General features: G+C 49.0%; 23 protein-coding genes. 8 read left to right on the top strand and 15 right to left on the bottom strand.

Translation table 11 applies throughout. The features are described from left to right. Positions 1-77 precede the first annotated feature (77 nt). Complete coding sequence (locus MHH91_RS19625) at positions 78-1,178, top strand: ABC transporter ATP-binding protein (protein WP_013354093.1); 1,101 nt, start codon at positions 78-80, stop codon at positions 1,176-1,178. Positions 1,179-1,277: 99 nt separating this feature from the next. Next, positions 1,278-2,120 carry a polysaccharide deacetylase family protein gene (locus MHH91_RS19620; protein ID WP_013354092.1) on the top strand — a complete coding sequence of 281 codons (843 nt, stop codon included), beginning with the start codon at positions 1,278-1,280 and terminating at the stop codon, positions 2,118-2,120. Between the two features lie 35 nt (positions 2,121-2,155). Here the strand turns inward: MHH91_RS19620 and MHH91_RS19615 are convergent, their stop codons facing one another. Beyond that, a complete protein-coding gene (locus tag MHH91_RS19615) occupies positions 2,156-3,499 on the bottom strand; it encodes a 2-hydroxycarboxylate transporter family protein (RefSeq protein WP_013354091.1) in 1,344 nt (447 codons plus the stop codon). A gap of 500 nt (positions 3,500-3,999) precedes the next feature. Here MHH91_RS19615 and MHH91_RS19610 point away from each other — a divergent pair, with 500 nt between their 5' ends. From MHH91_RS19610 to MHH91_RS19590, 5 genes are all read left to right on the top strand, one after another. After that, the gene (locus tag MHH91_RS19610) at positions 4,000-5,406 is read left to right on the top strand and encodes a cytochrome ubiquinol oxidase subunit I (protein ID WP_013354090.1); all 1,407 of its coding nucleotides are present in this window, start codon (positions 4,000-4,002) and stop codon (positions 5,404-5,406) included. Further along, positions 5,390-6,406: a cytochrome d ubiquinol oxidase subunit II gene (cydB, locus tag MHH91_RS19605; protein ID WP_014471229.1), complete on the top strand. Its 1,017-nt coding sequence runs from the start codon at positions 5,390-5,392 to the stop codon at positions 6,404-6,406. Before MHH91_RS19610 ends, cydB begins: the two co-directional genes overlap by 17 nt. Beyond that, positions 6,406-8,109 (top strand): thiol reductant ABC exporter subunit CydD, encoded by a 1,704-nt coding sequence (gene cydD, locus MHH91_RS19600; protein WP_013354088.1) that lies wholly within the window; start codon positions 6,406-6,408, stop codon positions 8,107-8,109. The genes cydB and cydD overlap by 1 nt, the downstream gene beginning before the upstream one ends. Then, entirely contained in the window at positions 8,106-9,836 is a 1,731-nt protein-coding gene (cydC, locus tag MHH91_RS19595) for a thiol reductant ABC exporter subunit CydC (RefSeq protein ID WP_014471227.1), read from the top strand. Before cydD ends, cydC begins: the two co-directional genes overlap by 4 nt. 91 nt (positions 9,837-9,927) lie before the next feature. After that, positions 9,928-10,758 (top strand): NAD(P)H-hydrate dehydratase, encoded by an 831-nt coding sequence (locus MHH91_RS19590; RefSeq protein WP_014471226.1) that lies wholly within the window; start codon positions 9,928-9,930, stop codon positions 10,756-10,758. 13 nt (positions 10,759-10,771) lie between these two features. On the opposite strand, the gene MHH91_RS19585 is transcribed toward MHH91_RS19590, so the two are convergent. Further along, on the bottom strand, positions 10,772-12,130 hold the full coding sequence (locus MHH91_RS19585) for a purine-cytosine permease family protein (protein ID WP_014471225.1): 1,359 nt from the start codon (positions 12,128-12,130) through the stop codon (positions 10,772-10,774). Between the two features lie 273 nt (positions 12,131-12,403). Between MHH91_RS19585 and MHH91_RS19580 the strand changes: the two genes are divergently transcribed. Further along, a complete protein-coding gene (locus MHH91_RS19580; protein ID WP_014471224.1) occupies positions 12,404-13,390 on the top strand; it encodes a choloylglycine hydrolase family protein in 987 nt (328 codons plus the stop codon). Positions 13,391-13,431: 41 nt separating this feature from the next. Here MHH91_RS19580 and katX read toward each other — a convergent pair whose 3' ends face one another. The 13 genes from katX to MHH91_RS19515 form a co-directional block, all read right to left on the bottom strand. Then, positions 13,432-15,045, bottom strand: coding sequence for a catalase KatX (gene katX / locus MHH91_RS19575; RefSeq protein WP_014472368.1), 1,614 nt, complete (start codon positions 15,043-15,045; stop codon positions 13,432-13,434). A 78-nt stretch (positions 15,046-15,123) separates the two neighbouring features. After that, positions 15,124-16,206, bottom strand: a complete 1,083-nt coding sequence (locus tag MHH91_RS19570; protein WP_013354082.1) for a glycosyl hydrolase — start codon at positions 16,204-16,206, stop codon at positions 15,124-15,126. Between the two features lie 20 nt (positions 16,207-16,226). Further along, positions 16,227-17,171, bottom strand: a complete 945-nt coding sequence (gene manA / locus MHH91_RS19565; RefSeq protein ID WP_013354081.1) for a mannose-6-phosphate isomerase, class I — start codon at positions 17,169-17,171, stop codon at positions 16,227-16,229. Then, entirely contained in the window at positions 17,168-18,049 is an 882-nt protein-coding gene (locus tag MHH91_RS19560; protein ID WP_013354080.1) for an ROK family protein, read from the bottom strand. The genes manA and MHH91_RS19560 overlap by 4 nt, the downstream gene beginning before the upstream one ends. A 19-nt stretch (positions 18,050-18,068) precedes the next feature. Next, positions 18,069-19,469 (bottom strand): glycoside hydrolase family 1 protein, encoded by a 1,401-nt coding sequence (locus MHH91_RS19555; protein ID WP_013354079.1) that lies wholly within the window; start codon positions 19,467-19,469, stop codon positions 18,069-18,071. A gap of 29 nt (positions 19,470-19,498) precedes the next feature. Further along, entirely contained in the window at positions 19,499-20,818 is a 1,320-nt protein-coding gene (celB, locus tag MHH91_RS19550; RefSeq protein WP_013354078.1) for a PTS cellobiose transporter subunit IIC, read from the bottom strand. An 18-nt stretch (positions 20,819-20,836) separates the two neighbouring features. Beyond that, positions 20,837-21,154 (bottom strand): PTS lactose/cellobiose transporter subunit IIA, encoded by a 318-nt coding sequence (locus tag MHH91_RS19545; protein ID WP_013354077.1) that lies wholly within the window; start codon positions 21,152-21,154, stop codon positions 20,837-20,839. 14 nt (positions 21,155-21,168) lie between these two features. Continuing rightward, positions 21,169-21,480, bottom strand: a complete 312-nt coding sequence (locus MHH91_RS19540) for a PTS sugar transporter subunit IIB (RefSeq protein ID WP_014471222.1) — start codon at positions 21,478-21,480, stop codon at positions 21,169-21,171. Between the two features lie 154 nt (positions 21,481-21,634). After that, positions 21,635-22,933 (bottom strand): arsenical efflux pump membrane protein ArsB, encoded by a 1,299-nt coding sequence (locus MHH91_RS19535; protein ID WP_013354075.1) that lies wholly within the window; start codon positions 22,931-22,933, stop codon positions 21,635-21,637. Between the two features lie 13 nt (positions 22,934-22,946). Then, a complete protein-coding gene (locus tag MHH91_RS19530) occupies positions 22,947-23,297 on the bottom strand; it encodes an ArsR/SmtB family transcription factor (RefSeq protein ID WP_013354074.1) in 351 nt (116 codons plus the stop codon). 101 nt (positions 23,298-23,398) lie between these two features. Further along, positions 23,399-24,295, bottom strand: coding sequence for an ABC transporter substrate-binding protein (locus MHH91_RS19525; protein ID WP_013354073.1), 897 nt, complete (start codon positions 24,293-24,295; stop codon positions 23,399-23,401). Between the two features lie 16 nt (positions 24,296-24,311). Next, entirely contained in the window at positions 24,312-25,325 is a 1,014-nt protein-coding gene (locus MHH91_RS19520) for a FecCD family ABC transporter permease (protein ID WP_013354072.1), read from the bottom strand. After that, complete coding sequence (locus tag MHH91_RS19515) at positions 25,326-26,324, bottom strand: FecCD family ABC transporter permease (RefSeq protein WP_340978737.1); 999 nt, start codon at positions 26,322-26,324, stop codon at positions 25,326-25,328. It abuts the gene before it with no gap. Positions 26,325-26,358 lie beyond the last annotated feature (34 nt).

Genomic DNA, 26,358 nt, shown 5'->3' with positions numbered 1-26,358 from the left:
ATTGCCCATACACGCCGCCGCCGTGCGCTGTTACAATCCTATTTAGGAAAGCGTTTTCAAGAAAAGGGGGATATGACATGGCGGAACTTCGGCTGGAGCATATTTATAAGTATTACGATCAAAAAGAAGCGGCTGTCGATGATTTTAACCTTCATATTAAAGATAAAGAGTTTATCGTGTTTGTCGGTCCGTCGGGGTGCGGAAAGTCGACAACACTGCGGATGGTTGCCGGGCTGGAGGACATCACGAAAGGCAATTTTTACATCGGTGATACGAGAGTGAATGACATCGCTCCTAAAGACAGGGATATCGCCATGGTGTTTCAAAACTATGCGTTATATCCGCATATGACAGTCTATGATAATATTGCTTTTGGTCTGAAGCTGAGAAAAATGCCGAAACCGGAGATTAAAAAACGGGTCGAAGAAGCAGCGAAAATGCTGGGGCTCACAGAGTATCTGCACCGCAAGCCGAAGGCGCTCTCCGGCGGACAGCGGCAGCGGGTTGCTTTGGGACGGGCGATTGTCAGGGACGCCAAAGTATTCCTGATGGATGAGCCGCTGTCAAATCTGGACGCAAAGCTTCGGGTACAGATGAGGGCTGAAATTATTAAGCTCCATCAAAGGCTGCAAACAACCACAATCTATGTGACGCACGACCAAACCGAAGCGCTGACGATGGCGACACGCATTGTGGTCATGAAGGACGGAAAGATTCAGCAGATCGGCACACCGAAAGAAGTCTATGAACATCCGGAAAACGTATTTGTCGGAGGGTTTATCGGCTCCCCCGCGATGAACTTTTTTAAAGGAAGGCTGACAGACGGCGCCATTCAGATCGGTTCAGCCGCTCTCAGCGTGCCGGAGGGAAAAATGAAAATGCTCCGGGAAAAAGGCTATGCCGGCAAAGATGTCATCTTCGGAATCCGTCCGGAAGACATCCATGACGAGCTGATTGTGGTAGAATCCTATAAGAATTCATCCATCACAGCTAAAATCAATGTCGCGGAATTGCTTGGGTCAGAAATTATGGTTTATTCCCGGATCGGGGATCAGGATTTCATCGCCAGGATTGACGCCCGCCATGACATTCACGCCGGTGAGGAATTGACTGTCGCTTTCGACATGAATAAAGCCCACTTCTTTGACAGTGAAACAGAAATCAGAATCCGCTCATAACACAAAGCCGGACAGCTGGATGTCCGGCTTTTTTGATGTAACAATTTTATCAGCATAACCGATATAAAAAGTAAATATAAGACAGAAAGCAGGAAAACCATGAAACGCATCATCATGTGCATGTGCCTTTTGGCTGCCGTGTTTACGCTTGCCGCCTGCTCGGGGCATGAGGCAAGTACCGAACAGAGTATTCCGAAGGCGGAAGAGCACCACGAAAAAAAGTCCGTACATCCGCAAATAAAAAAAGAGCCGGATACGTCGGCATGGGTTAAAACGAAAGGAACGGCGAGACTGCCGATTCTGATGTACCACAGCATTTCTGAGGGGAACAGCCTGCGTGTGCCGAAGGAAGAATTCCGGCAGCATATGAAATGGCTTCATGATCACGGCTATTATACGATGACTCCGGAAGAAGCCTATCTGATGTTGACGGAGGATAGAGAGCCGCGTGAAAAATGCGTTCTGATCACATTTGATGACGGCTATACCGACAATGTAAAAGAGGCGTATCCGATTTTAAAGAAATATAAAATGAAAGCGACTATCTTTATGATCGGAAATTTTATCGGACATAGAAATCATCTGACTGAGAAGCAGATGAAGGAGATGGCCGCACACGGCATTTCCATTCAAAGCCATACGATGAACCATCTTGAGTTGAACGGACTCACACCGGAACAGCAGCGCCGTGAAATGGCGGACTCCAAGCATTTATTTGATCGAATGTTCGGGCAGCGGACGTCTGTGCTCAGCTATCCTGTCGGACGGTATAATAAGGAAACATTAAAAGCCGCCGCTGCATCAGGCTACCGTATGGCGGTCACGACGGAACCGGGTGCGGCATCAAGAGATCAGGGCCTTTACGGGCTTCACCGTGTACGTGTGTCGCCTGGTATGTCCGGCGCGGCATTCGGCTCTTATATTCAAAATGTGATGAACTAACAGAGCCTCCGCATATGGCGGAGGCTTTTTTCCGTTTAATAGAATTGATGAAGCAATAGAAGGGTGACGCTCACGGTAATCGCCCCGCCGATTCTGGTGGACACTTGGGCAAACGGCATAAGCTCAAGCCGTTCGGCGGCGCTTAAGATCGCGACATCGCCGGTGCCGCCCTGTCCGGAATGGCAGGCGTTAATAATCGCCGTCTCAATCGGGTACAGGTTCAGCCATTTTCCTGTCAGGAAACCGACGGCCATCATCGTGACGACGATTGATAAAATGGTAATGATGTTGCTGATAGTAAACGCTGCAATGAGCTTGTCCCATGGTGTCATTGAAACGCCGATCGCAAATAGGAGCGGATAGGTCACGGCTGTCGAGAAAAAACGCGAGACGCCGAAGGCTCCGTTTTCAATCGAGGCCGGCGCCAGCCTGAACAGCTTAATAAGCACGGCAAGGACGAGCATCACGACAGGAGCCGGAAGCTGAAAGAAATCATGCGCCAGCATGCCGACCAAATATAAAGAAACAGCTAAAATGCCTCCGGAAGCGAAAAAGGACAAATCAAACGTTTTGTCATTGGCCGGCTGTTCCAATGCCGGAGCGTTCTGATCAGACTTATCAACCTTCCCGTTGCCCGTCCATTCCGGTTTGCTTTTACCGATGACATTCAGCAGGCCCGATAACATAATGGCGCAAAGGCTTCCGAGCATGATGGACGGCAGCACAAGCGCAAAGGCTTCCCCCTGGGACATCGGCATAATATCGGAGTAGCCGATGGATAAAGGAATCGCGCCTTCACCGACACCTCCAGCCATAATCGGGACGACAATATAAAGCAGCGTGTGCTGAAAGCCGAGGCCGAGCAGGGTCCCGACGCATAAGCCGACGATGGCGGCTGCGATCGAGCCGGCGATAAGCGGAATAAAAATCTTGACGAAAGCCTTAACGAGCGTCTCTCTTTTCATCCCGAGAATACTGCCGACGACGATACCGGCAATAAATAGATAGAGAAAGTTAGAGCTTTCCGTGAATTCTGTTGTTGAAGTGATAATGTCTTTCGGAAGCAGGTGGTAGTAGACGACAGCGGACGGAATAAAGGTTGCGAGGATCGCAGGGCCGCCGATGGAACGCACGATCGGAATGGATTTTCCGATCTGGCCGAAGGTAAATCCGAAAAAACTCATGACGGCAATCGATGTCAGGATGTCGCTTTTTACATCGCGGCTCATGACAAACACCGTAATAAGCAAGAACAGCAGGATATAGATAGGAAGTGGAATAATGCCGATTCTTATATTCATTGCTCTGGCAAACCAGTTATCAGTCCGTTCCTGTTTTTGGAATGATTCCGTTTGCAAATTTGGTTGAAGTTCTCCCATGCTTGTTCCCCCAGTCGTTATGTAGTGAAAAATATCCCCATTTAAAGTATACTAAAAAATTTAAATTGTTCATATATTATGAATTTACTAGAAGATATACTTTTTCTTCGTTTTCTTTCTCAAAAAGGCGATCTGACGGGCTTTTTCACTGCATAAAGCATTTTGTTCGCCACACGAATAAAAAAGAGGTACGATATCAAAGGGACAAATATCCTAGATGCTGACATAAATTCTCTATAAATTCGACAATAATCGGTCACAATTTCAGCCTATTTTTAGGTATATTGATCTTTTTTTTTAGGCCGAATCGTTGTAAAGTAATGATATTGAATCATTTCTATGACAGCCGCTGACCCCAGGGTGTACAGGCTGATAATTCATTAGTTTTGACAAATTTGTGAAACATTGAGCAAATATATCATTCTTTGTGAAATAGCGAGCAAGGATCTTGTCGTGTTTGTGAAATGTTGAGCAATTTACCAGATTGGAGGAAAAACATCATGAGTGAGTTGGTTTTAGCCCGCATTCAATTTGCATCTACAACATTGTTTCACTTCTTGTTTGTGCCTATGTCTATCGGGCTTGTGTTTATGGTTGCTTTGATGGAGACGCTTTATGTTGTCAAAAAACAAGAGACCTATCTCAAAATGGCTAAATTTTGGGGACATCTCTTTTTAATTAACTTCGCTGTCGGCGTCGTCACAGGGATTCTTCAGGAATTTCAGTTCGGTTTGAACTGGTCTGATTATTCCCGCTTCGTTGGAGACGTATTTGGAGCTCCGCTTGCGGTTGAAGCGCTTTTGGCGTTTTTTATGGAGTCTATTTTTATCGGATTATGGATTTTCGGTTGGGACCGTTTATCTAAAAAAGTGCATTTGCTTTGCATTTGGCTTGTATCCTTCGGAACGATTATGTCATCTTTCTGGATTTTGACGGCAAACTCATTCATGCAGGAGCCGGTCGGCTTTACGATTAAAAACGGCCGCGCGGAAATGAGTGATTTCGGGGCGCTTTTAACAAACCCTCAGCTTTGGGTTGAATTTCCTCACGTCATTTTCGGAGCGCTTGCAACGGGTGCTTTCTTTATCGCCGGTGTCAGCGCATTTAAATTATTGAAGAAAAAAGAAGTGCCGTTCTTCCATAAATCGTTCAAGCTTTCGATGATTGTCGGGCTGATCGCCGGTATCGGCGTTGCGTTCAGCGGACATATGCAGGCTGAGCATTTAATGGAATCGCAGCCGATGAAAATGGCTGCCAGTGAAGCGCTTTGGGATGACAGCGGTGATCCTGCTGCGTGGACGGCTTTTGCGAACATTGATACGAATAAAGAAAAAAACACATCTGAAATTTCAATTCCTTACGCACTGAGCTACTTGGCTTATCAGAAGTTCAGCGGCAGTGTTAAAGGGATGAAAACACTTCAAAAAGAATACGAAAAAACGTACGGAAAAGGCGACTATATCCCGCCTGTTAAAACGACGTTCTGGAGTTTCCGCATTATGGCGGGAGCGGGCGCGCTTATGATTTTTGCCGCAATTGCCGGTTTTATTCTGAACCGCCGCAAAAAGCTTCATACGAGCAAGTGGTACTTACGCGGTATGGTCGCGCTGATCGCATTCCCATTCATTGCGAACTCTGCCGGATGGATTATGACTGAAATCGGCCGCCAGCCGTGGACGGTCATGGGGCAAATGACGACCGCACAATCCGTTTCGCCTAACGTAACGACGGGATCTCTGCTGTTTTCAATTATCGGCTTCGGCGTCATGTACTTGATTTTAGGCACACTGCTTGTCTTCCTATTCGTTCGTGAAATTAAAAAAGGTGCGGACCATGATGATCACAAGGATGTTCCTGTATCAACGGATCCGTTCAGTCAGGAGGTCTACCATGGGGTCACTTCATGATCTTTGGTTTATACTCGTTTCGGTTTTGTTTGTCGGATTTTTCTTTTTAGAAGGTTTTGATTTCGGTGTCGGCATTTCGACCCGATTTCTTGGCCATAATGAATTAGAACGCAGAGTGCTGATTAACACCATCGGCCCGTTCTGGGATGCGAACGAGGTATGGCTGCTGACAGGGACGGGAGCGATTTTCGCGGCATTCCCGAACTGGTATGCGACGATGCTGAGCGGATATTACATTCCGTTTATCATCATCCTTCTTGCCTTGATGGGCCGCGGTGTGGCATTTGAATTCCGCGGGAAAGTGAATAATTTGAAATGGGTCAAAACATGGGACTGGGTGGTTTTCTTCGGCAGCCTTATCCCGCCGTTTGTATTCGGCCTTATTTTCACAAGCATGTTCCGCGGCATGCCGATTGACGGCCATATGAATATGCATGCTGGATTTTCAGATATTGTGAACGTGTATTCCGTTCTTGGCGGAGCCGCGGTCACCCTTCTTTCATTCCTGCACGGTTTAATGTTTGTTACACTGCGCACGATCGGTGATTTACAGGAGCGTGCGAGAAAAATGGCAAAACGCGTAATTGGTGTTATCTTTCTTGTTGTACTTGCTTTCTTTGCGATGTCTGCATACGACACGGATATGTTTACACGCCGGGCAAACATCACGATCCCCGTGTTCGTGCTGATTGTCATCTGCAACTTGCTTGCCGTTCTGTTTATGAGCAAGAAAAAAGACGGCTGGGCATTCGGTATGACCGGTGCGGGACTTGCGTTGACAGTCGCGATGATTTTCATCTCATTGTTCCCGCGCGTCATGGTCAGCTCGCTGAAAAGCGCGTATGACTTAACAGTAGCTAACGCGTCTTCCGGTGATTATTCACTTAAGGTCATGACAATTGCCGCACTGACTTTGCTGCCGTTTGTCATCGGCAGTCAGATCTGGAGCTACTACGTCTTCCGGAAACGCGTCAGCCATAAGGAGCCTATGACTTATTAATGGGAAAAGACCTGTTTCTTTATAAAGGAATGAAGCGGATTCTTGCGATCATTACGGGATTAACGATAATACAAACGGCCGCCATTATCTTGCAGGCGGAATGGCTGAACCAGGCGGTAACCGGATTGTTTAACGGGAAGCGGATTGCTTCTCTTTATCCGGTTATCGGCTTTTTCCTGCTTGCGTTTTTGGTCCGGCATGCGGTGACAGCGGTTCGGCAGAAAATCGTGTACCAATATGCCGCTCAAACCGGCGCGGACTTAAGAAAAAGATTTCTTGAGCAATTGTTCCGTCTCGGCCCCCGCTTTGCGAAAAAAGAGGGGACGGGCCGGATGGTAACGCTGGCGATGGAAGGCATCAGCCAATTCCGCCGCTATTTAGAGCTGTTTCTGCCGAAAATGGTCAGCATGGCGATTGTGCCGGCAGCCGTTGTCATTTACGTGTTTTTTCAGGATAAAACATCGGCTTTGATTTTGATTCTGGCGCTTCCGATTTTGATTGTATTTATGATTCTGCTCGGGCTTGTCGCGCAGAAAAAAGCCGATCGCCAATGGAAGTCCTATCAGACGCTTTCCAATCATTTCGTGGATTCGCTCCGCGGACTGGAGACATTGCGGTTTTTAGGATTAAGCAAATCACACAGCAAAAATATCTTTCATGTCAGTGAGAGATACCGTAAGGCGACGATGAGCACGCTCCGGGTCGCGTTTTTATCATCATTCGCCCTTGATTTCTTTACGATGCTGTCGGTGGCGACAGTTGCGGTGTTTCTCGGCTTACGGCTGATAGACGGGCATATTCTTCTCGGTCCGGCATTGACCGCGCTGATTCTCGCCCCTGAATATTTTCTCCCGGTCCGCGAGGTGGGAAATGACTACCACGCGACATTAAACGGGCAGGAGGCGGGAAAAACGATTCAAGCGATTTTGGCGCAGCCCGGTTTTAAAGAAGAAAAGCCGCTCGAACTTGATACGTGGACTGACGGGGACGAATTACAGCTTACGCGTTTGAACGTCCGTGAATCGATGTCTGAATTTAATCTGTCCTTTAAAGGGAAGAAGAAAATCGGGATTATCGGTGAAAGCGGGGCGGGAAAATCGACACTTATTGATGTGCTGGGCGGCTTTTTAGAGCCTGCGTCCGGTGAGATTAAGGTCAACGGTGAATCCCGCTCACATCTGCAGTCGGACAGCTGGCAGAAGCAGCTGCTTTATATTCCGCAGCATCCGTATATTTTTGATGACACGCTTTTGAATAATATCCGGTTTTATCATCCTGATGCTTCCCATGAGGAAACGGCGCGCGCCGCCGCTTCGGCGGGTCTTTCCGACCTGATTCGTAATCTGCCCGGCGGTCTTGACGGCCGGATCGGCGAGGGCGGACGGGCGCTCAGCGGAGGGCAGGCTCAGCGTGTCGCGCTGGCCAGAGCCTTCTTAGGGAACCGGCCGATTCTCCTTTTGGATGAGCCGACCGCTCACCTTGATATTGAAACAGAATATGAAATAAAAGAAACGATGAAAGACCTGTTTGAAAACAAGCTTGTCTTTCTGGCCACTCACCGTCTTCACTGGATGCTTGAGATGGACGAAATTATCGTGCTTGATCACGGCGCGGTAGCGGAAATCGGCACCCATGACGAATTGATGGCAAAACAAGGCGTATACGCCAAACTTGTAAAGGCGCAACTGGGGGAAAGAACATGAGGAAAGAAGAATGGATTCTGCCGTATATTAAGCAAAATGCCCGTTTGTTTGTTCTTGTGATTTTTTTAGGCGCGGTGACGATTTTTTCGGCGGCCTTTCTCATGTTCACTTCCGGTTTTTTGATCTCAAAGTCGGCGACAAGGCCTGAGAATATCCTGCTCGTGTACGTTCCGATTGTGGCCGTGCGCACCTTCGGGATTGCCCGTTCAGTCTCCCGATATGCTGAGCGTCTGACGGGGCACCATATCATTTTGAAAATCGTGTCCGACATGCGGGTGCGGCTTTACAATATGCTGGAGCCGGCCTCGCTCATGCTTTCCTCCCGTTTTAGGACGGGCGATATGCTCGGCATTTTGGCTGAGGATATTGAGCATTTGCAGGATGCGTTTTTAAAAACGATTTTCCCGGCGGTTTCCGCTTTGCTGCTGTATGCGGCATCCGTTATCGGGCTCGGCTTCTTTTCCTGGCCGTTTGCCGCTTTTGCGGCGATTTACCTGTTTGTATTGGTTGTATTATTTCCGGTTGTATCGCTTCTAGTGACGAGAGCGAAAAACATGAGGCTGAAAAGCGGCCGGAATACGCTCTACAGCCGGCTGACAGATGCCGTGCTCGGCGTGAGCGACTGGATGTTTTCTGGACGTCAGGCCGCCTTTATTTCCTCTTATGAAGAGAAAGAAAAGGCATGGTTTGACCTTGAGAGCAAACGTCAGCGCTTTACGAGGCTGCGTGACCTCGCCGCGCAATGTCTTGTCGGCGGTTTCATATTGATCATGCTGTTCTGGACGGCGGGCCAGTATGCGGACGGCAGCATCGCCAACACGATGATCGCAGCCTTTGTGCTCGTCGTATTTCCGCTGACGGAGGCTTTTCTGCCCCTTTCGGATGCGCTGACGGAAGTGCCTTCTTATCAGGATTCCATCAGCAGAATGAGTAAGGCGGCTCCGGAGCTGCGGGGGCGTGAGGTGAAGCAGTCAGATGAGAAACTGGATGTATCTGATGTGACACTGACATTTGATAACGTGACATTTTCTTATGATCAGCACAGTCATGTGCTTGACCATTTTTCCTTCACTCTCCGCCAAGGTGAAAAAATGGCGCTACTCGGCAGAAGCGGCTCAGGTAAGTCGACTTCTCTCGCTTTAATTGAGGGCGCCTTAGTTCCCGATTCGGGCAAAGTGACGCTGAACGGGCTGGAAACTGCGGCCGTGCAGGATCAGATTTCCTCAGCGGTAGCCGTTTTGAATCAGAAGCCTCATCTCTTTAATACGAGCATTATGAACAATATCCGTCTCGGAAACGGCAAGGCGAGCGATGAAGATGTCAGGCGTGCGGCGCGGCAAGTGAAGCTGCATGATTATATTGAATCACTGCCTGACGGGTATGAAACGTCCGTGCAGGAGACGGGGATTCGTTTCTCCGGCGGGGAACGGCAGCGGATCGCGCTTGCCCGTATTCTGCTCCAGGATACGCCGGTCATTATCCTTGATGAACCGACGGTCGGCCTTGATGCGGTCACCGAACGTGACTTGCTTGAGACCATTTTTGACGTCTTTAAAGAGAAAACGATTCTCTGGATCACACACCACTTAGCAGGTGTGGAAACAGCTGATAAAATCGTCTTTTTAGAAAATGGAAAAGCAGAAATGGAAGGAACCCATCAAGAGCTGCTTGCAGAAAACGAACGGTACCGGAAGCTTTACCGTCTTGACGTTCCGATCAGAACATAAACAGCCGCAAACGAGCGGCTGTTTTTTTTGTGCGGTTTAAAATTGCTCCTGATTTGGAATATAAATAGGAGACAGACGAGGAGGTACAGAGATGAACATACTTGATTGGACGGAGCAGGATGTGAAAGACACACTGCCGAAACGGGACGCAGACAGCCATAAAGGAACGTTCGGGAGGGCGTTATTGCTGGCTGGGAGCGAAGATATGCCGGGAGCCGCCCTTCTGGCCGGATTGGGCGCGATGAGAAGCGGTGTCGGCAAGCTTGTCATCGGTACGTCGGCAGGCGTCATCCCGCTCATCGTCCCGGTGCTGCTGGAAGCGACATACTGGCGTGACGGCTGGAAAAAAGCCGCGGACGGCCAGCCTGAAGAGAACATCCGGGCTGCGGCCATCGGGCCGGGACTCCCGCAAACGGATGAAGTGCAGCAGGCGGCTGATCAGCTGCTTTCTGCCGATTATCCCGTCATACTGGATGCGGGCGCCATTACGAAAAGAACCTATCCAAAGAGGGAAGCCCCGGTGATCTTGACGCCTCATCCCGGCGAATTTTCCAGAATGACAGGCCTTCCGATTCAGGAGATTCAGCAGAACAGAGCCGCATATGCCGCGGAGTGGGCGGAGCGGCTTCGTGTCACGATTGTCCTGAAAGGAAACGAAACCATTATCGCTTTTCCCGATGGGGAGTGCCGCAGGAATACAACCGGAAACGGCGCGCTTGCAAAAGGCGGGACCGGCGACACGCTGACGGGAATGATCCTCGGCATGCTGTGCTGCCATCAAGAACCGAAGCATGCCGTATTGAACGCCGTCCGTCTTCACGGCGCCTGTGCGGAATTATGGACGAAAGAGCGCTCCGCCCATACCTTATTGGCGCACGAACTTTCTGAACTGCTGCCGCGGGTGTGGAAACAGTATGAATAAAGAAGAGGCGTCTTTATATGGAAGGCGCCTCTTTATGTTTCAACCTTGATTTCATCAGGAAATAATACAGCAGCGACGGCACGGCCAGGCCGACAATCCAGGCAATGTCGCCTCCGCCGAATATTTCTGCGAGCGGTCCGATGTAAAAGGATGTATTGATGAACGGGATTTCTAATATAATCGACAAAACGAAGGCGGCCGCTGTAATCCAGTTGATCCTGCCGTATTGTCCGTTTACGTCAAACATCGATTTGACGTGGTATTTTCCGCGGCGGATAAAATAGTAATCCACGAGGTTGATCGCCGTCCATGGAATTAAGAAATAACTGATGAAAAAGATGAAATTTAAAAACAGTTCCATGAAGTTGCTTTGGCCCAAGAGACTTAACACAGTACCCGCTGCCGTGACACAAAGGATCATCACCACTCTTGTTTTCGGCGTCACCTTCAGTTTCAAAAACGGCTCCAAGGTGGTCGTGGTTGACATAAAGGCTCCGTATAAATTAAAGACGTTGATCGCCATTTGCCCGAACAAGACGATGATTAGCATAATAAAGGAAAACGGGCCGAACAATCGGACAATCTCATTTCCTGCATTAGCGGTAAATTCCGGGAGCGCCGTCGTCAAAATGGCGCCGAGAAGCATCATCCAGATGGAACTGACTGATGTGCCTGCATAGCTGTACCAGAAAGTATGCGATGCCGGTGTTTTGACCGGCAGATAGCGGGAGTAATCCGCCACATATGGCGCGTATGCCAGCTGCCATGTCGCCACCGCGCTGACCGCCACTAAGAAAACAGGCAGATCTAATGAGCCGGGCACCCAGCTTCCTGAGGGAATCGGCAGTTGAAAAATAAGAATCGTTGCTGCAAAAAAAACGGCAAAGGAGGTCCAAGAGAGGATTTTCTGCATTTTGTGAATCAGATCATGACCGTAAATCGTGAGTAAAAAACAGATGGCGCTTAAGCCGATAATACACCATGAAGCCGGAATCGGGACAAAGCTGCTCAGTGTGCCGGCTGCGAGAATCGTACTGCTCGCAAAGAAACCAAGATAAATAAACATGACCAAAAAGAGGGGCAGAATCGCTCCGATCACGCCGAATTGCGCGCGGCTTTGAATCATTTGCGGAATGCCGAGCTGAGGACCTTGTGCGGAATGAGACGCCATAAAAATTGCGCCGATAAAGGTTCCGATAATAATGGCGGCGATACTCCAAAAGAGATCGAGTCCCATTGTAACGGGCAGTGTGCCGGTGACTAACGTCGTGATATGCATATTCGCCCCGAACCAAACGGGAAACAAATCTCTGGCCTTTCCGTGTCTTTCGTGATGCGGAATATGTTCAATCGTTCGCCTTTCTACTTTCAATAGATAATCTCCTCCGTATGTTCTTCTTTAACATAAAGTCATAGCTTAACAGAATGACTTGCCGTTTACAAATTCCAGTAAAGTTTTTTTGAAAAACCAAACTGATACCGCAAAAACGATTTTGGTAGGGGTTAAAAGGTATGGATAGGTTTAAAAGCTAATATGTATCAAAGAGAAATGTGTCAATTCTTTGACGAATGGAATCATTATTCGTTAAGCTGGAAGAATAGTTTACTTTGTGTAAATTTCATTATTGAAAAGGGGATTGATGATATGTGTACAAGTCTTACATTGAAAACAGCAGACGGTAACCACTTATTGGCGCGAACGATGGATTTTGCTTTTCAGCTCGGCACGGACGTCATGCTTTACCCTCGTCAGTACAGCTGGAGAAGTGAAGCTGACGGCAGGCTGCATAAGACGAAATACGCATTTATCGGCATGGGGAGAAATCTCGGCAATATTCTGTTTGCCGACGGCGTGAATGAAAAGGGACTGTCGTGTGCGACGCTGTATTTTCCGGGCTTTGCGGGATACGAGAAAGCGGAACGGGAGGGCACCTCTCACATCGCTCCTCATGAGTTTGTCACATGGACCTTATCAAACTGTGGATCTCTTGAAGATGTAAAGGAAAAGCTTGGTTCCCTGACGATTGTAGAGAAGAAATTAATGTTATTGGATACGGTCCTGCCTCTTCATTGGATTTTATCAGACCGTACGGGCGGCTGCATTGTGATCGAGCCGACACCGGAAGGAATGAAAGTCTATGACAACAAACCCGGGGTGATGACCAACAGCCCTGAATTTCCTTGGCATGTGACCAATCTGCGCCATTATATCGGAATCAGGCCGCAGCAGTCAGAAAGCAAGACATTGGGCGGAATGACATTAACCGCATTCGGGCAAGGCTCAGGAACGATCGGGCTTCCCGGTGATTACACGCCGCCATCCCGATTCATCAGAGCCGCTTATCTGAAAGAGCATTTGGAGCCAGCAGCTCATGAAACGGAAGGGGTCACGGCAGCTTTTCACGTGCTGTCCAATGTGAATATTCCAAAAGGCGCGGTGATCACCGAGGAGAATGAAATTGATTATACGCAGTATACGTCGGTCATGTGCTGTGACACGGGAAACTATTACTTTCATCTGTACGACAACCGGCAGATTCATAAAGTGAGTTTATTCCATGAAGATCTTGACCGTCCGGAGCCGAAAGTATTTGCGGCTGTGGCGGAGCAGAATATACAGGAGCTCAATTAGCTCAACAAAAAAAACAGGACGCTGCTGTCCTGTTTTTTTGTTTAATACGGATCTGACGGATGGCTTTCCTGTTCAGCCTGCTTTGCGGCCTGTGCCGTATCCGTTGTGCCGATCGGCCCGCCGCTGTTGTTTTCAGAGGCTTTTTTCAGTCCTTCCGCAACGCGTTTTCCGTAGTCCGGATCTGCTTTTGTGAAGTTCTCGATCATTTGATCCTGAATTTCTTTTCGGCAAGAAGACAGCGTATTGACCAAGTTTGTAATCAATTCGTTCCGTTCAAATTCCGAAAATCGGCGGTATGTTTCTCCGGCCTGACCGAAGTTATTCGTCCGGTCGATCGCTTCCCGCTTCACGTCGCCTTCGACATGAGGCGTATGGTCTTTCCCATCCTGCTTCGCTTCTTTCAGTCCGCCCATAATGGACGGCTCATAGTTGACGTGCGGGTTTTGTCCTTCTGCCCGATCGACCCGATACTGCATTTGTCCGCCTTCCTGGTTGGTGGCGACATGCTTTTTCGGCGAGTTGATCGGAAGCTGCAGGTAATTTGCGCCGACGCGGTACCGCTGGGTATCTGAATAGGCGAATGTACGCCCCTGAAGCAATTTATCATCTGAAAAATCAAGGCCGTCCACGAGCACGCCCGTTCCGAATGATGCTTGTTCCACCTCGGCGTGGTAGTTTTCCGGGTTTTTGTTCAGAACCAATTTACCGATCGGCTTCCAAGGGAAATCGTCTTTATACCACAGCTTGGTCGGGTCAAGCGGATCAAAATCCAGCTCGGGATGCTCGTCATCAGTCATGATTTGCGCATACACTTCCCATTCAGGGTAATCGCCTTTTTCAATCGCTTCATACAAATCCTGTGTCGCATGGTTGAAGTTTTTCCCCTGAATCTCTTCCGCTTCCTTCTGTGTCAGGTTGCGGATGCCCTGTTTCGGTTCAAAGTGATATTTGACGAGCACGGCTTTTCCTTCTTCATTGACCCATCTGTACGCGTGAACCCCTGAGCCCTGCATCTGCCGGTAGTTGGCCGGGATTCCCCACGGTGAGAACAAGAACGTGATCATATGAGTCGCTTCCGGTGATTGGGAAATAAAATCGAATATTCGCTCGCCGTCCTGAATGTTCGTAACGGGATCAGGCTGAAATGCGTGAACAAGATCCGGAAACTTCAGCGGATCACGGATAAAAAAGATTTTCAGGTTATTGCCGACCAGATCCCAGTTGCCGTCTTCCGTATAAAGCTTAACGGCAAACCCCCGCGGGTCACGCAGTGTTTCCGGCGAATGTTTTCCGTGATTGACAGTTGAAAAACGCACAAACGCCGGTGTCTTCGTTCCTTTCTTTTGGAACACCTTCGCTCTTGTGTATTTCGAAATCTCCTCGTCTCCAAAACTTCCGTATGCCTCGAAGTATCCGTGTGCGCCGGCGCCTCGCGCGTGAACGACGCGCTCCGGAATCCGTTCGCGGTCAAAGTGGCTGATTTTCTCCAAAAAATCATAATTCTCCAATGTTGTCGGCCCTCTGTTGCCGACTGTCCTGACATTCTGATTGTCAGTGACCGGATGGCCCTGCCGGTTTGTCAGCGTGTCTTCTGACTCGCCTTTACCGGTCGTCTTACTGGAAAGCGTCTCATCGCTGTTATTGTTATTTTCCATTGTTGAACCCTCCTTTTTAAACGGTAACAATATGCCCAGCAGAGCCGTTTTTTAAAACCGGTTTTCCAAAAGAAGCGGTTATTCCGCGATCGGCGTCAAGGTTCCGCCATTCCACATTTCGCCCTTGTTCAGCGTCCAGCTGTTTTGATAAAGGCTTTGCGCGCCTTGATTGGCTGCCGGGCTTAATTGTTCATCCCATGTCAAAAAGTAGGTTGTCTCGGGATACTTTTGCCTGATCGCATTGATAAAAACAGCGTAATCAAAGCTTCCGATATTACCGGACGGACCGGTCTCGGCAAAGGCAAACGGTTTTTTCAGAGACAGCATTTCATCATAGCCTGATATCGCATACGGGTCGGTGAAGTAAGCATCCAGTCCGGTAATATCCACATAAGATGAGCCTGGGTAGAAGTCTGTTTTGAAGTCTCTGTTGGCATCAGGCGAATACACCCACAAAAGATTATCCAATCCTCTTGTCTCTGTCATATAGCGGTATATCTTCTTGTAAAGCTCTTTGTACAGCGAGATTCTCTCAGTGTCTTTTTGGTTGTAGCCTGTCAGCCCCCACCAGAACCATTCACCGTTCATCTCATGCAGCGGCCTGAACAGAACGGTGACGCCTTGATTTTTCAGCTGAGTAAGGCCGTCGGCGATTTTGCTGAGCAAGGCCTCAAGCCGCCGTCCTTCAACAGTTGAAGGGTTCAGGATATTTTTATACTGGCTGTTTGAAATGGCCGTTTTATAGTGTCCTGATGGAAAGGCCGGATTTGCGAGATGCAGGCTGACCTGAGGGAGGCCGCCGCTTTTCCAGTACGAAATGAGGCTGCTGTTGCAGCTGTAGTCGATAGAATCGGTGATATCCGATGTTTCCAGCCACCCTCTCCCATAATCACAGCCGTAGATGGCGGGAGACTGTCCCGTCGCGTTTTTCAAGCGGTTTTCCTCCGTCATTGAAAAGGTGACATCGCTGTACCCGCCGAATGCACCGGACATGACCCTGTTTTCTGAACGGTTGGGCAAATGCGCCAGCCAGTTCATGACGTCTTTTGTCGTCTGCTGGGCATTGGGATTGACAGGGTAAACGGTGTGAGCCGATATCGGACGGGCGGCTGAGATGAGTAATAAAATGATAGACAGACAGACTGCGAATTTTTTGAGCATAAAAAAGACCTCCTGATTTTTTAAGATGATGAAGGATGTGAAACGATAACCTCACAATCTCCTTCTATAACAAAATCTCCGAAATCCGCCGGCACAATAAAGTGCCCGCCTTTCTGAATGGAGCATCCATCCAGTTTTCCGCGTCCTTTAATGACGCTTGCGAGTAAATACCGGCCGGGTGCGGGGAATGATGCTTTCCCGCTCACGTTCCATTTATAAATTGAAAAGAAAGGTGTTTCAGCGAGTATCGTAATAAGAGCATCTCCGATCTGATGCTTTGTGCTTTTTACATTTTGATCGGTATGCGGTATGTCTGTTACGTCAATTGCTTTCTGAAGGTGAAGCTCGCGTTTATTCCCGTTCTCATCGGTACGGTCATAGTCGTAAAGCCGGTAGGTGGCATCAGAGCTTTGCTGGATTTCAAGAACGAGCGTACCTTCACATAAAGCGTGCAGCGTGCCGCTCGGGACATAGAAAAAGTCGCCGGGCTTAATTGGGATGCGGCGGAGCAGATGATCCCACTCGTTTCGTTCAATGAGCCGAACGAAATCTTCTTTTGTTTGGGCGCGGTGCCCTAAAATGAGCTCCGCGTCTTTTTGGCAGTCCAAGACATACCAGAATTCCGTTTTTCCGAGTTCTCCGTTTTCATGCCGATGCGCATATGCGTCATTCGGGTGCACCTGTACGGATAAGTCCATATCAGCATCAAGAATCTTTGTGAGCAGGGGGAAAGCGTCTTCTTTCGGATGTCCGAACAGTTCAGGATGTTCATTCCAGAGACGGTGTAATGATGTTCCGGAAAAAGGTCCGTTCCGCACGATGGATGCACCGTGCGGATGAGCTGAAATCGCCCAGCACTCTCCCGTCCGTTCAGAAGGAATCTCATACCCGAATGTATCGCGCAGCTTCGTCCCGCCCCATAATCTTTCTTTAAAAACCGGTTCTAAAAATAAGAGCTTCGTCATTTTCCCGCCTCCCGGTTTGCCGCCTCTAAGGCCTGCTCCGCCAATACGAGCGAACCGGCCGCGCCGGAGTGAATGCCCAATTGAGGGGGAACAATGCAGTTTTCAATATCGGGCAGATCAATATATTGATTCAGCCGCTTTTTTACGTGCTGACGGATATAAGAGAACAACTGCCGCTGCTTCATGACGCCCCCGCCGAGAATGATTTTTTCGGGAGAAAGAATGAGGATATACTGCACAAGCGCTTCAGCGATATAATAGCCCTCAAGCTCCCATACCTCTTTGAGATCCGTCAGCAGATATGCTTTTTTCCCCCAGCGTTTCTCAATGGCGGGGCCTGCCGCGAGACCTTCCAGACAATCTGTATGGTAAGGGCAATTGCCTTTGTAGCCGTCGTCCGGATGTCTTCTGACGTAAATATGGCCCATTTCAGGGTGTGACAGCCCTTGAACAAATCTGCCGTTCATGATGGCGCCCGCGCCGATGCCCGTGCCGACCGTCAAATAGAGGCAGCTGTCCGCGTTTTTGGCCGCGCCGAAAGAAGCTTCTCCGAGCGCCGCCGCATTGACGTCGGTGGTGAAGCCTGCGGGAATTTGCAGAGCGTTTTTGATCGTTTGGAGAAAAGGGCAGTTCCGCCAGGCTGTCTTCGGCGTCGCGGTAATGCACCCGTAAGTTTGACTGTCGGGACGGATATCAATCGGCCCGAACGACCCGATGCCAATGGCTTCTATCGGGAAATCTTTAAAATAACGGATGACCTGTCTGAGGGTTTCATCCGGTTCTCCCGTCGGAAACTCGATTCTGTCCAGAATGGTGCCGTCTTTTTGTCCGGCGGCACAGACAAATTTCGTGCCGCCGGCTTCAATACCTCCAAGCATGGCTGTAGCTCCTCCTCCGTTAAAAGCCGTTTTGATCGGAAACGGATTTGAACCAGCGTCCGCTTTTTTTGACGGTCCGTCCGCCCCCGTTTTCCAGATTGACAGATACAAAGCCGTAGCGGTTTTTATAAGCATTTGTCCAAGACCAGTTGTCCATGAAAGTCCACAGATGATAGCCTTTTACATTTGAACCTTCCCCGATGGCCCGGTGCACCCATTTGAGATGTTCTTTAATAAATTCAATCCTGTAATCATCCTGAATGATGCCGTCTTCATCGCGGAAGCGTTCCTCGCCTTCAACTCCCATGCCGTTTTCAGAAATAAAACACTCGATATTGCCGTAATGTTCTCTGAGGTTGGTGAGAATGTCATAGATTCCTTTTTCGTAAATTTCCCACCCGCGATGAGGGTTCATTTTCCGGCCGGGCATGACATACGGATCGAAGAAACGCTCAGGCAGGAAAGGGGCATGCGGATTCGGAACATGTTCTTTTGCTTTGACGCGTCTCGGCTGATAGTAGTTCACGCCTAGCAGATCGATCGTATGCTCCTGAATGAGGCGGAGATCATCCTTCTCATAACGCGGCAGAAATCCTTCCGCTTTGAGAATCTCAACAAGCTCACTAGGAAATTCGCCCTTTACTGCTGGATCTAAAAATGATCGGTTAAAAAAGGCGTCGGCAATCCGGGCCGCTTTCAGGTCTTCAGGATGAGAGCTTCTCGGATAAGAAGGCGTCAGATTCAGAATGATTCCGATTTGCCCGTCCTGCTTTAATTCTCTGTAGGCTTTAACAGCTCTTGCATTTGACAGCAGGGTGTGGAAACCTGCCTGCACTGCTTCTTGAAAATTAACGTGATTCGGATAGTGAAAATCATATAAATAGCCGCCTTCAATCGGCACAATCGGCTCATTGTGAGTGAACCATTTTTTTACCTTGCCGCCGAATAACGAAAAGCAGGTTTTGGCGTAATGCTCAAACGCGTCAACGGTGTTCCGGCTGACCCAGCCCCCTGAACGCTGAAGGGCGAGCGGCATGTCAAAATGAAACAAATTGACAAACGGCTCAATGTGATGGGCGAGCATTTCATCGATGACGTTCTGGTAAAACGCGGCCGCCTTCTGATTGATCTCACCCGTTCCGTCCGGAATCAGTCTTGACCAGGAAATAGACAGCCGGAAAGAGTTGTGGCCGATTTCTTTCATCAGCCGGATATCTTCTTTGTATTTGTCGTAAAAACGTGACGTGTCGCCGGGGCCGACTCCGTTAAAAAAACGGCTTGGCTCTCTTTCATACCAGTAATCCCATATGTTCTGGCTTTTTCCGTCTCTGTCGGCGGCTCCCTCGGTTTGGGTTGCGGAGGCGGAAGACCCCCACCAAAATCCTTCCGGAAAACGGTATTGAACAACTGATTCAGTCAATTGATTTCTCTCCCTTACTGCGATTTTTATTACATACTCACGCTGTCATCGCGGACTTGCTGCTGAGCTTCGGCTTCTTTTTCCTTTGCCATGTTTAATTTGTCCAGCGCTTTAAGAAACGGGAACCAGATGACAAAGACAATGCAGAGGTTGACCAGCTGCATAATGCCGCCCATGACGGAATTGGTCGCCATAATCCCGTTAATGAAAAGGGGGACGGTCCAAGGTACGGTCACGCCGGTAGGAGGGGGCACGAGCCCCGCCGACATGGCCAGGTAGGTGACAAGCGTGACAGCCATCGGTGCGATCACCCACGGAATGATAATGATCGGGTTCATTACGATCGGCAAACCGAAAATAACCGGCTCATTGACGTTAAAAATGCCTGGCGCGAGACCGAGTTTGGATATCTGTTTCATCTGTTTGCTTTTCATAAAAAGCAAGATGGCGATCACTATGGCCAATGTCATTCCGGTGCCGCCCATTCCGACGGTGTAAATCTCCATAAACGGTTTAGAAATAATGTGGGGAACCTCTTTCCCCGCTGTATAGGCAGCTAAATTCTCGACCTGTAATGTATTCCAGATCGGGTCCATCACGGAGTTGATGATGATTTGTCCGTGAAGACCGAAAAACCATAAAATCTGAATAAAGAAAACAGCGATTAATGTAGGAATGATGCCGCTTCCAAGTCCGACAAGCGGGGCTTGAACCGTGTGATAAATGACATCATGCAGATTGGTGTGAAAGATCTGGGTGACAGCCGCATTGATCAAGAGGAAAACGGTAAGCGTGATAAAAGCCGGAATCAATGCGGCGAACGATTTAGCAACAGCCGGGGGAACACCGGCAGGCATCTTAATCGTCAAGTTTCTCTGGACGATTCTTCTGTAGATTTCACCTGACAAAAACGCGGTAATCATGCCGAGAAACATCCCTTTTGCTCCAAGACGGTCAACCGGAATGACGCCTGCAACCGCTTTGCCCGTTTCCGGCTCTAATACAAAAGGAGTGAGCAGCAGAAAAGAAACCAAAGCGATCGCTCCGCCGAATACGGCCTCCACATCGTAGCTTTTGGAAAGGTAATAGCCGATCCCGAAGACGACAAAAATGGACATAATCCCCATCGTCGCCGTTGAAGCCCCGCCAAACCCGGATTGAAAGACAGACAGGGCGGAACTGCTCATGATTTTGTTTAAAAACGGCAGGTTCGTCAGCACGACGAACACTGAACCGAAAATGGTCAGCGGAAACGCCAGCATAAAAGCATCCCGTAAGACTTGCAAGTAGCGGTTATTGTTTAATTTGCCCGCGATCGGAACAAGGAATTGGCTGATTTTCTCAAACACGTCTTCACCCCCGGCTTTTTATAAATTCTTTGATTGAAATAAGTCGAGCATTTCTTTGACGATCTCTTTCATTGAGAGCGCTGACATTAAGTGATCTTCTGCATGCATGAAAAGCAGAGAGACATCCGTTTTGGCGCCGCTGGCTTCTTTTTGAATCATCTGAAAATGGATGTCATGCGCTTTTCCCAGCTCTTCTTCAGCCTTTGTCAGAAAGGTGTCTGACTCGTCTATCCGGCCGTCTTTATAAGCTCGTATCGATTGAATAATACAGCTGCGGGCATTGCCGCTGTGAAGAATCAGCTGAAAACTGATCTGTTCATCTGTGTATGTTTCCATGCTTATCGCCTCCTTTACCTGTTCTCTATCAAGACAACGGCCTGTTCATATGCTTTTTTGCCGTCTCCCATGCCGTATGCCATCATATCAATCACATCAACGGTGATGTGAAGCGGCTCCGCCTCTTTTTGAAGCTCACCTTTTAAAAAGCTCATCTGAGGGCCGATCAGCACGACGTCTGCGTCTTTCATCGCTTCTTTTGCTTTATCCTGTCCGACTGCCCAAATCTCGGCTTCCTCACCGATGGAGCGGGCGTAATCCTGCATTTTCGTGACAAGCAGGCTGGTGGACATGCCTGAGCTGCAGGCTAATAAAATTCTTTTCATGATAAATCCCTTCTTTCATAAAGTTAAAACGTTTTCATGAATATTATAATCTTTTCAATTTAAATGTCTATACTTTTAAAATATAAAAGTTTTACTTTTCGGATTTTTGACACAAAAAAACCTTTTAAGATTCAACTTAAAAGGTTTTTTCCTATCAGGAGAGCCATAACAGCCACAAATAAAGTCCGGTCAGCGTGATAAATAACGTCGGAATGGTTAATATCAGACCTGTTTTGAAATACATTCCCCAGGAAATTTTCACGTTTTTCCGGCTCAGCACATGGAGCCATAACAATGTCGCCAGCGACCCGATCGGCGTGATTTTCGGTCCGAGATCCGAACCGATAACATTCGCATAAATCAGCGCTTCTTTCATCAGCCCGTGAGTGTCCGTTCCGCTGATAGCTATGGCGTCAATCATTACTGTCGGCAGATTATTCATAACGGATGACAGGATTGCAGCAATAAAACCCATTCCGAGTGTCCCCGCAAACAGCCCGTGATCCGCCGCTTTCTGTATAAGCTGAGAAAGAAGATCCGTCAGTCCGGCATTCCGCAAGCCGTACACGACAACATACATGCCGACAGAAAAAAACACGATGGCCCATGGGGCGTCCTTGATGACTTGTTTTGCCGGGACGGCGGGGCTTCGCTGTGCCAGAATGAGAAAAATGACCGCGATGGAGCCGGCTACGAAGGAAACGGGTATCGACAGCAGTTCGCTGACGAAATATCCGATCAGCAAAACGGCCAGCACAACCCATGATAACCGGAAGAGGCGCTGATCCTTAATTGCAGATGACGGATGTTTGACAAGGCCGGTGTCATACCGTTTCGGAATGTTTTTTCTGAAATAGAGATACAGCACCAAAATGCTTGCAGATAAAGAAAAAAGGTTGGGCACCAGCATACGTGATGCATATTCAATATATCCGATATGAAAGTAATCCGCCGAGACGATATTGACCAAATTGCTTACAACGAGCGGAAGCGAGGTGGTGTCCGCGATGAATCCTCCGGCGATAATAAACGGAAAAACCAGCTTTTCAGGTAAATCCAAAGCCCGTACCATCGCAAGTACGATCGGCGTCAAAATGAGCGCCGCTCCATCATTGGCAAACAGGGCGGAGACAACCGCCCCTAAGACCGACACATAGAGAAACATCCGCAGCCCGCTGCCTTTGGCCGCCATGGCCATATGCAGCGCAGCCCATTCAAAAAACCCGATGCTGTCAAGAATCAATGAAATGATAATAATGGCGATAAAGGCAAGTGTCGCATTCCAGACGATCCCCGTCACTTCCGCAATATCATGAAGGCTGACTGCACCCGCGATCAAAGCGAGGACCGCTCCGCCGCAGGCAGACCAGCCGATGGATACATGTTTCGGCTGCCATATGACAAATACAAGTGTCAGCACAAAAATCAGTGCTGATAAAACCGCGATTCCCAAGAATAGATCCTCCTTACCGGCATGAAACAGTGACTTCTTTTAGCCGCAGTGTTTGTAAAACGCCGTCCTTTTCATCTATCTGCCGCAGAATCGAGCGGACCAGCGTGTATTCCGGACCGGACGGATGAATGGCATAGTACCGCCACTGGCCCTCCCGCCTTTCCCGCACAAGCCCGGCGTTCTTTAATTTCCGCAAGTGCTGGCTGATGCCGGGCTGGCTCATATCAAAAATGGCTGTCAGCTCGCAGACACAGTATTCCTTATCCGCCAGAAGCTTCATCATCAAAAGCCTCGTCGGATCGCTGAGAAGCTTGAGGCATTGACTGACCCCTTCGGAACTTAAGGCGTTTTGCTGCGGTTCCATGCTCTCACTCCTTTTCAAATCATTATATAAGCGTTTGGTTATATAAGTAAACAATAATATAAAAAAGCCGGCTTTGCAACTTTTGCAAAACCGGCTCATGTTTATTTTTGGAACAGCTTTTTCGCTTCATCCATTGCTAATTTATTTCCCAGTGCCGAATAATCAAGCCAAGGCTGATCGGCGATCTTATAGACATGATTTGCTTTAACCGCCTTCAGGCCTTTCCATACAGCACTTTTTTGCAATTCTTGATAGGCTTGCTGTGACTTGTCGTCTCTGTTAACGACGACGAAAATCGCATCTGCGTTGTAATCAGGCAGAACCTCTTGAGAAATGACCTCATAAGGGCGGGAGGTGTTCATTTCTTTAATGCCGTCAGCCGGCTTCAGCTTCAGATCATCAAACAGAATCGGACCCATCGGGCGGCGTGTGCTGAAGACGCGAAGCTCTTTTGCGTTCACGCGGATCGCCATAACTTTGGCGTTTTTCCCTAATTCCTTATTGATCATGGATCTGACTTGTTTTGTTTCATCTTCATAATTTTGAATAAAGGTTTTCGCTTCTTTTTCACGGTTGACGATTTTTCCGATGTCTTTTAAATGATCTCGCCACGTGCCTTTATCAAGGTCGAAAACGTGTGTGTTTCCGATTTTCTTGTATTTTGACACATCTTTTCCTGCAAATTCTTTATCAAGATAAATGTTATCAGGGTTCAGCTCGAGTAAAGCTTCCATATCCGGATCTGAGGCAGGGCCGAGTTTTTTCGTGTCTTTCAGCTGATTTTTCACATGAGGGAGAAAATCTTTTAATTCTCCGCCCACGACGGAACCGGCCGGTGTAACGCCGAGAGCCAGCAGATCATTTGTCAGGTGAATGGACATCGATGCGATTTTATGATCGCCGGATTTCTTCTTTGTCTCCGGCTGTGTTGAATCGGATTGGCAGGCAGCCAATAAGAAAATACACATGAAACTGACGAGCGCAATTATTTTTTTCATGAGAAAACTCCTTATTTTATGTTTTGATTTTCATGACCAGATAGAGAAAATACGGCGCCCCGATCGCTGCCGCAACCACCCCGGCCGGAATGGCGTTCGGCTGAAACAAAGACCGGCCGATGGTATCTGACGCGACAAGAATGACAAGGCCGATTAACCCCGCAATCGGGATAATATGCTGATGCATGGTGCCGACGAGCCGTCTCGCCAAGTGAGGGGCGGCAAAGCCGATAAAGCCGATTCCGCCCGCCATCGCGACACTCGCGCAGGATAAGCCGACAGCTATGGCGATCAGCATGATCCTTTTTCGCTGTACGTGTGCGCCGAGCCCCGCGGCTGCCTGGTCACCAAGCATTAAAATATTCAAAGACCGGGCGTTAAGCCAAGCCAGCGGTGCGAGAATGCCGATCCAGGGCAGCAGCGACCACACATGAATCCAGTCCCTGCCCCAGACGTTTCCGACCAGCCAGCGGGACGCGAATGTATAGGTTTCTTCATTCAGGCGCAGCGACATAAACAATGTAACGGCGCTGAAGCCCGCGGAAACGGCGATCCCGACTAACAGCATGCGAATCGTTAAAAAACCGTTCAGCCTGTCGTACGTAAGGACCACGATCAGCAGGGCAGCGAGGGTTCCGCCCGCAAACGTAAATAACGGGATGAACATCGACGCCTGCGCCTCCAGTGAATGAAAGAACGTGATATAAATCATCAGACCGAACGAAGCGCCGGCATGCAGTCCGAGAATGCCCGGATCGGCAAGCGGGTTTCGGGATACGCCCTGCAAAATAGCGCCCGACACGCCTAAACCGATACCGGCCAGCATCGTCACCAGAATCCGTGGAAGCCGATAATCAAATAAAACGGTTGTGCTTTGAAACGTGCCGTATCCGAACAGCGTTTTTCCCACCGTAAGAGGAGAAAGCCGGAATGAGCCCGTATGTAACCCGATCAGGATAATGCAAACGGCGATGACCAGCAGAATGAGGCCTGCCGCCGACGCTTTTTTTGTTTCCTTCTGAACCTTCACTTATAATTCTCTCCCTTCCTTGCGAGCAATATAAAGAAAGAAAGGGACACCGACAAGTGCGACCATAATGCCTATCGCCAATTCTCTCGGGGGACTGACTGTCCGCGAGGCCAAGTCGGCCAAAATCAAAAGAATCGCGCCAAGCAACGCGGACATCGGAATAATCAGCCTGTACGTAACGCCGACGATCTTCCGTGCGATATGGGGAATGACCAGCCCGACGAAGCCGATTGCACCGGCAGCCGAGACAGACACACCGGCAAGAACGACGGCGATCATTAATCCGGCGGCACGCGTCAGAGCCGTGTTCACCCCTAAATTCGCCGCAACGTCATTGCCCATTGAGAGAAGGGTGACGGACCGGCCCATGAATGTCGCGAGAATGATGAAGACCGTAATGACGGGAACGAGGACTTGTAAATGTGCCCACTTGATCCCTGATACCCCGCCGGCATACCAGAAGGCCAAATCCTGGCTTAAATCGTAATAAATCGCCACACCCGTACTGAGTGAATGCAAAAGAGCGGCTACAACCGCCCCGGCAAGCGTCACCTTTAAAGGTGTCATGCTGCCTTTTCCCGCCGCACTGATAAAGAAAATCAAGGCTGTGCTTGCCAGTGCGCCGAAAAATGACAGCACCATCAGCAGCGCGTATGACAAATGAGGGAAAAAAGCAAAGCTAAGCGCAACAACAAACATGGCTCCTGCGTTTACGCCTAAGACACCCGAATCGGCAAGCGGGTTTCTCGTGACACCCTGCATGAGGGCGCCGGCTGCTGCAAACGCGGCTCCTGTAACGGCCGCTCCGAGCACTCTCGGCAGACGCAATTCATGAATGATCTGCTGGCCCGTAATGTTTGGATTGTAATCAGCAACAGCCGACCAAACCGTATGTAAAGTAATGTCTTTCGCGCCGAATGAGACGGCGAAAAAAATAGAAACAAGCAGTCCGAGCACCGTAGCCAGGAAGAAAATCCCGTTTTTTAAGATGCTGAGCAGACGGTTTGCGGACGTGACAGAATCGCTCAAAAAT

The organism is Bacillus sp. FSL K6-2819 (assembly GCF_038008305.1).
In the GTDB taxonomy this organism is placed as follows: Bacteria; Bacillota; Bacilli; order Bacillales; family Bacillaceae; genus Bacillus; species Bacillus amyloliquefaciens.
This window is presented reverse-complemented; position numbering and strand designations above follow the sequence as displayed.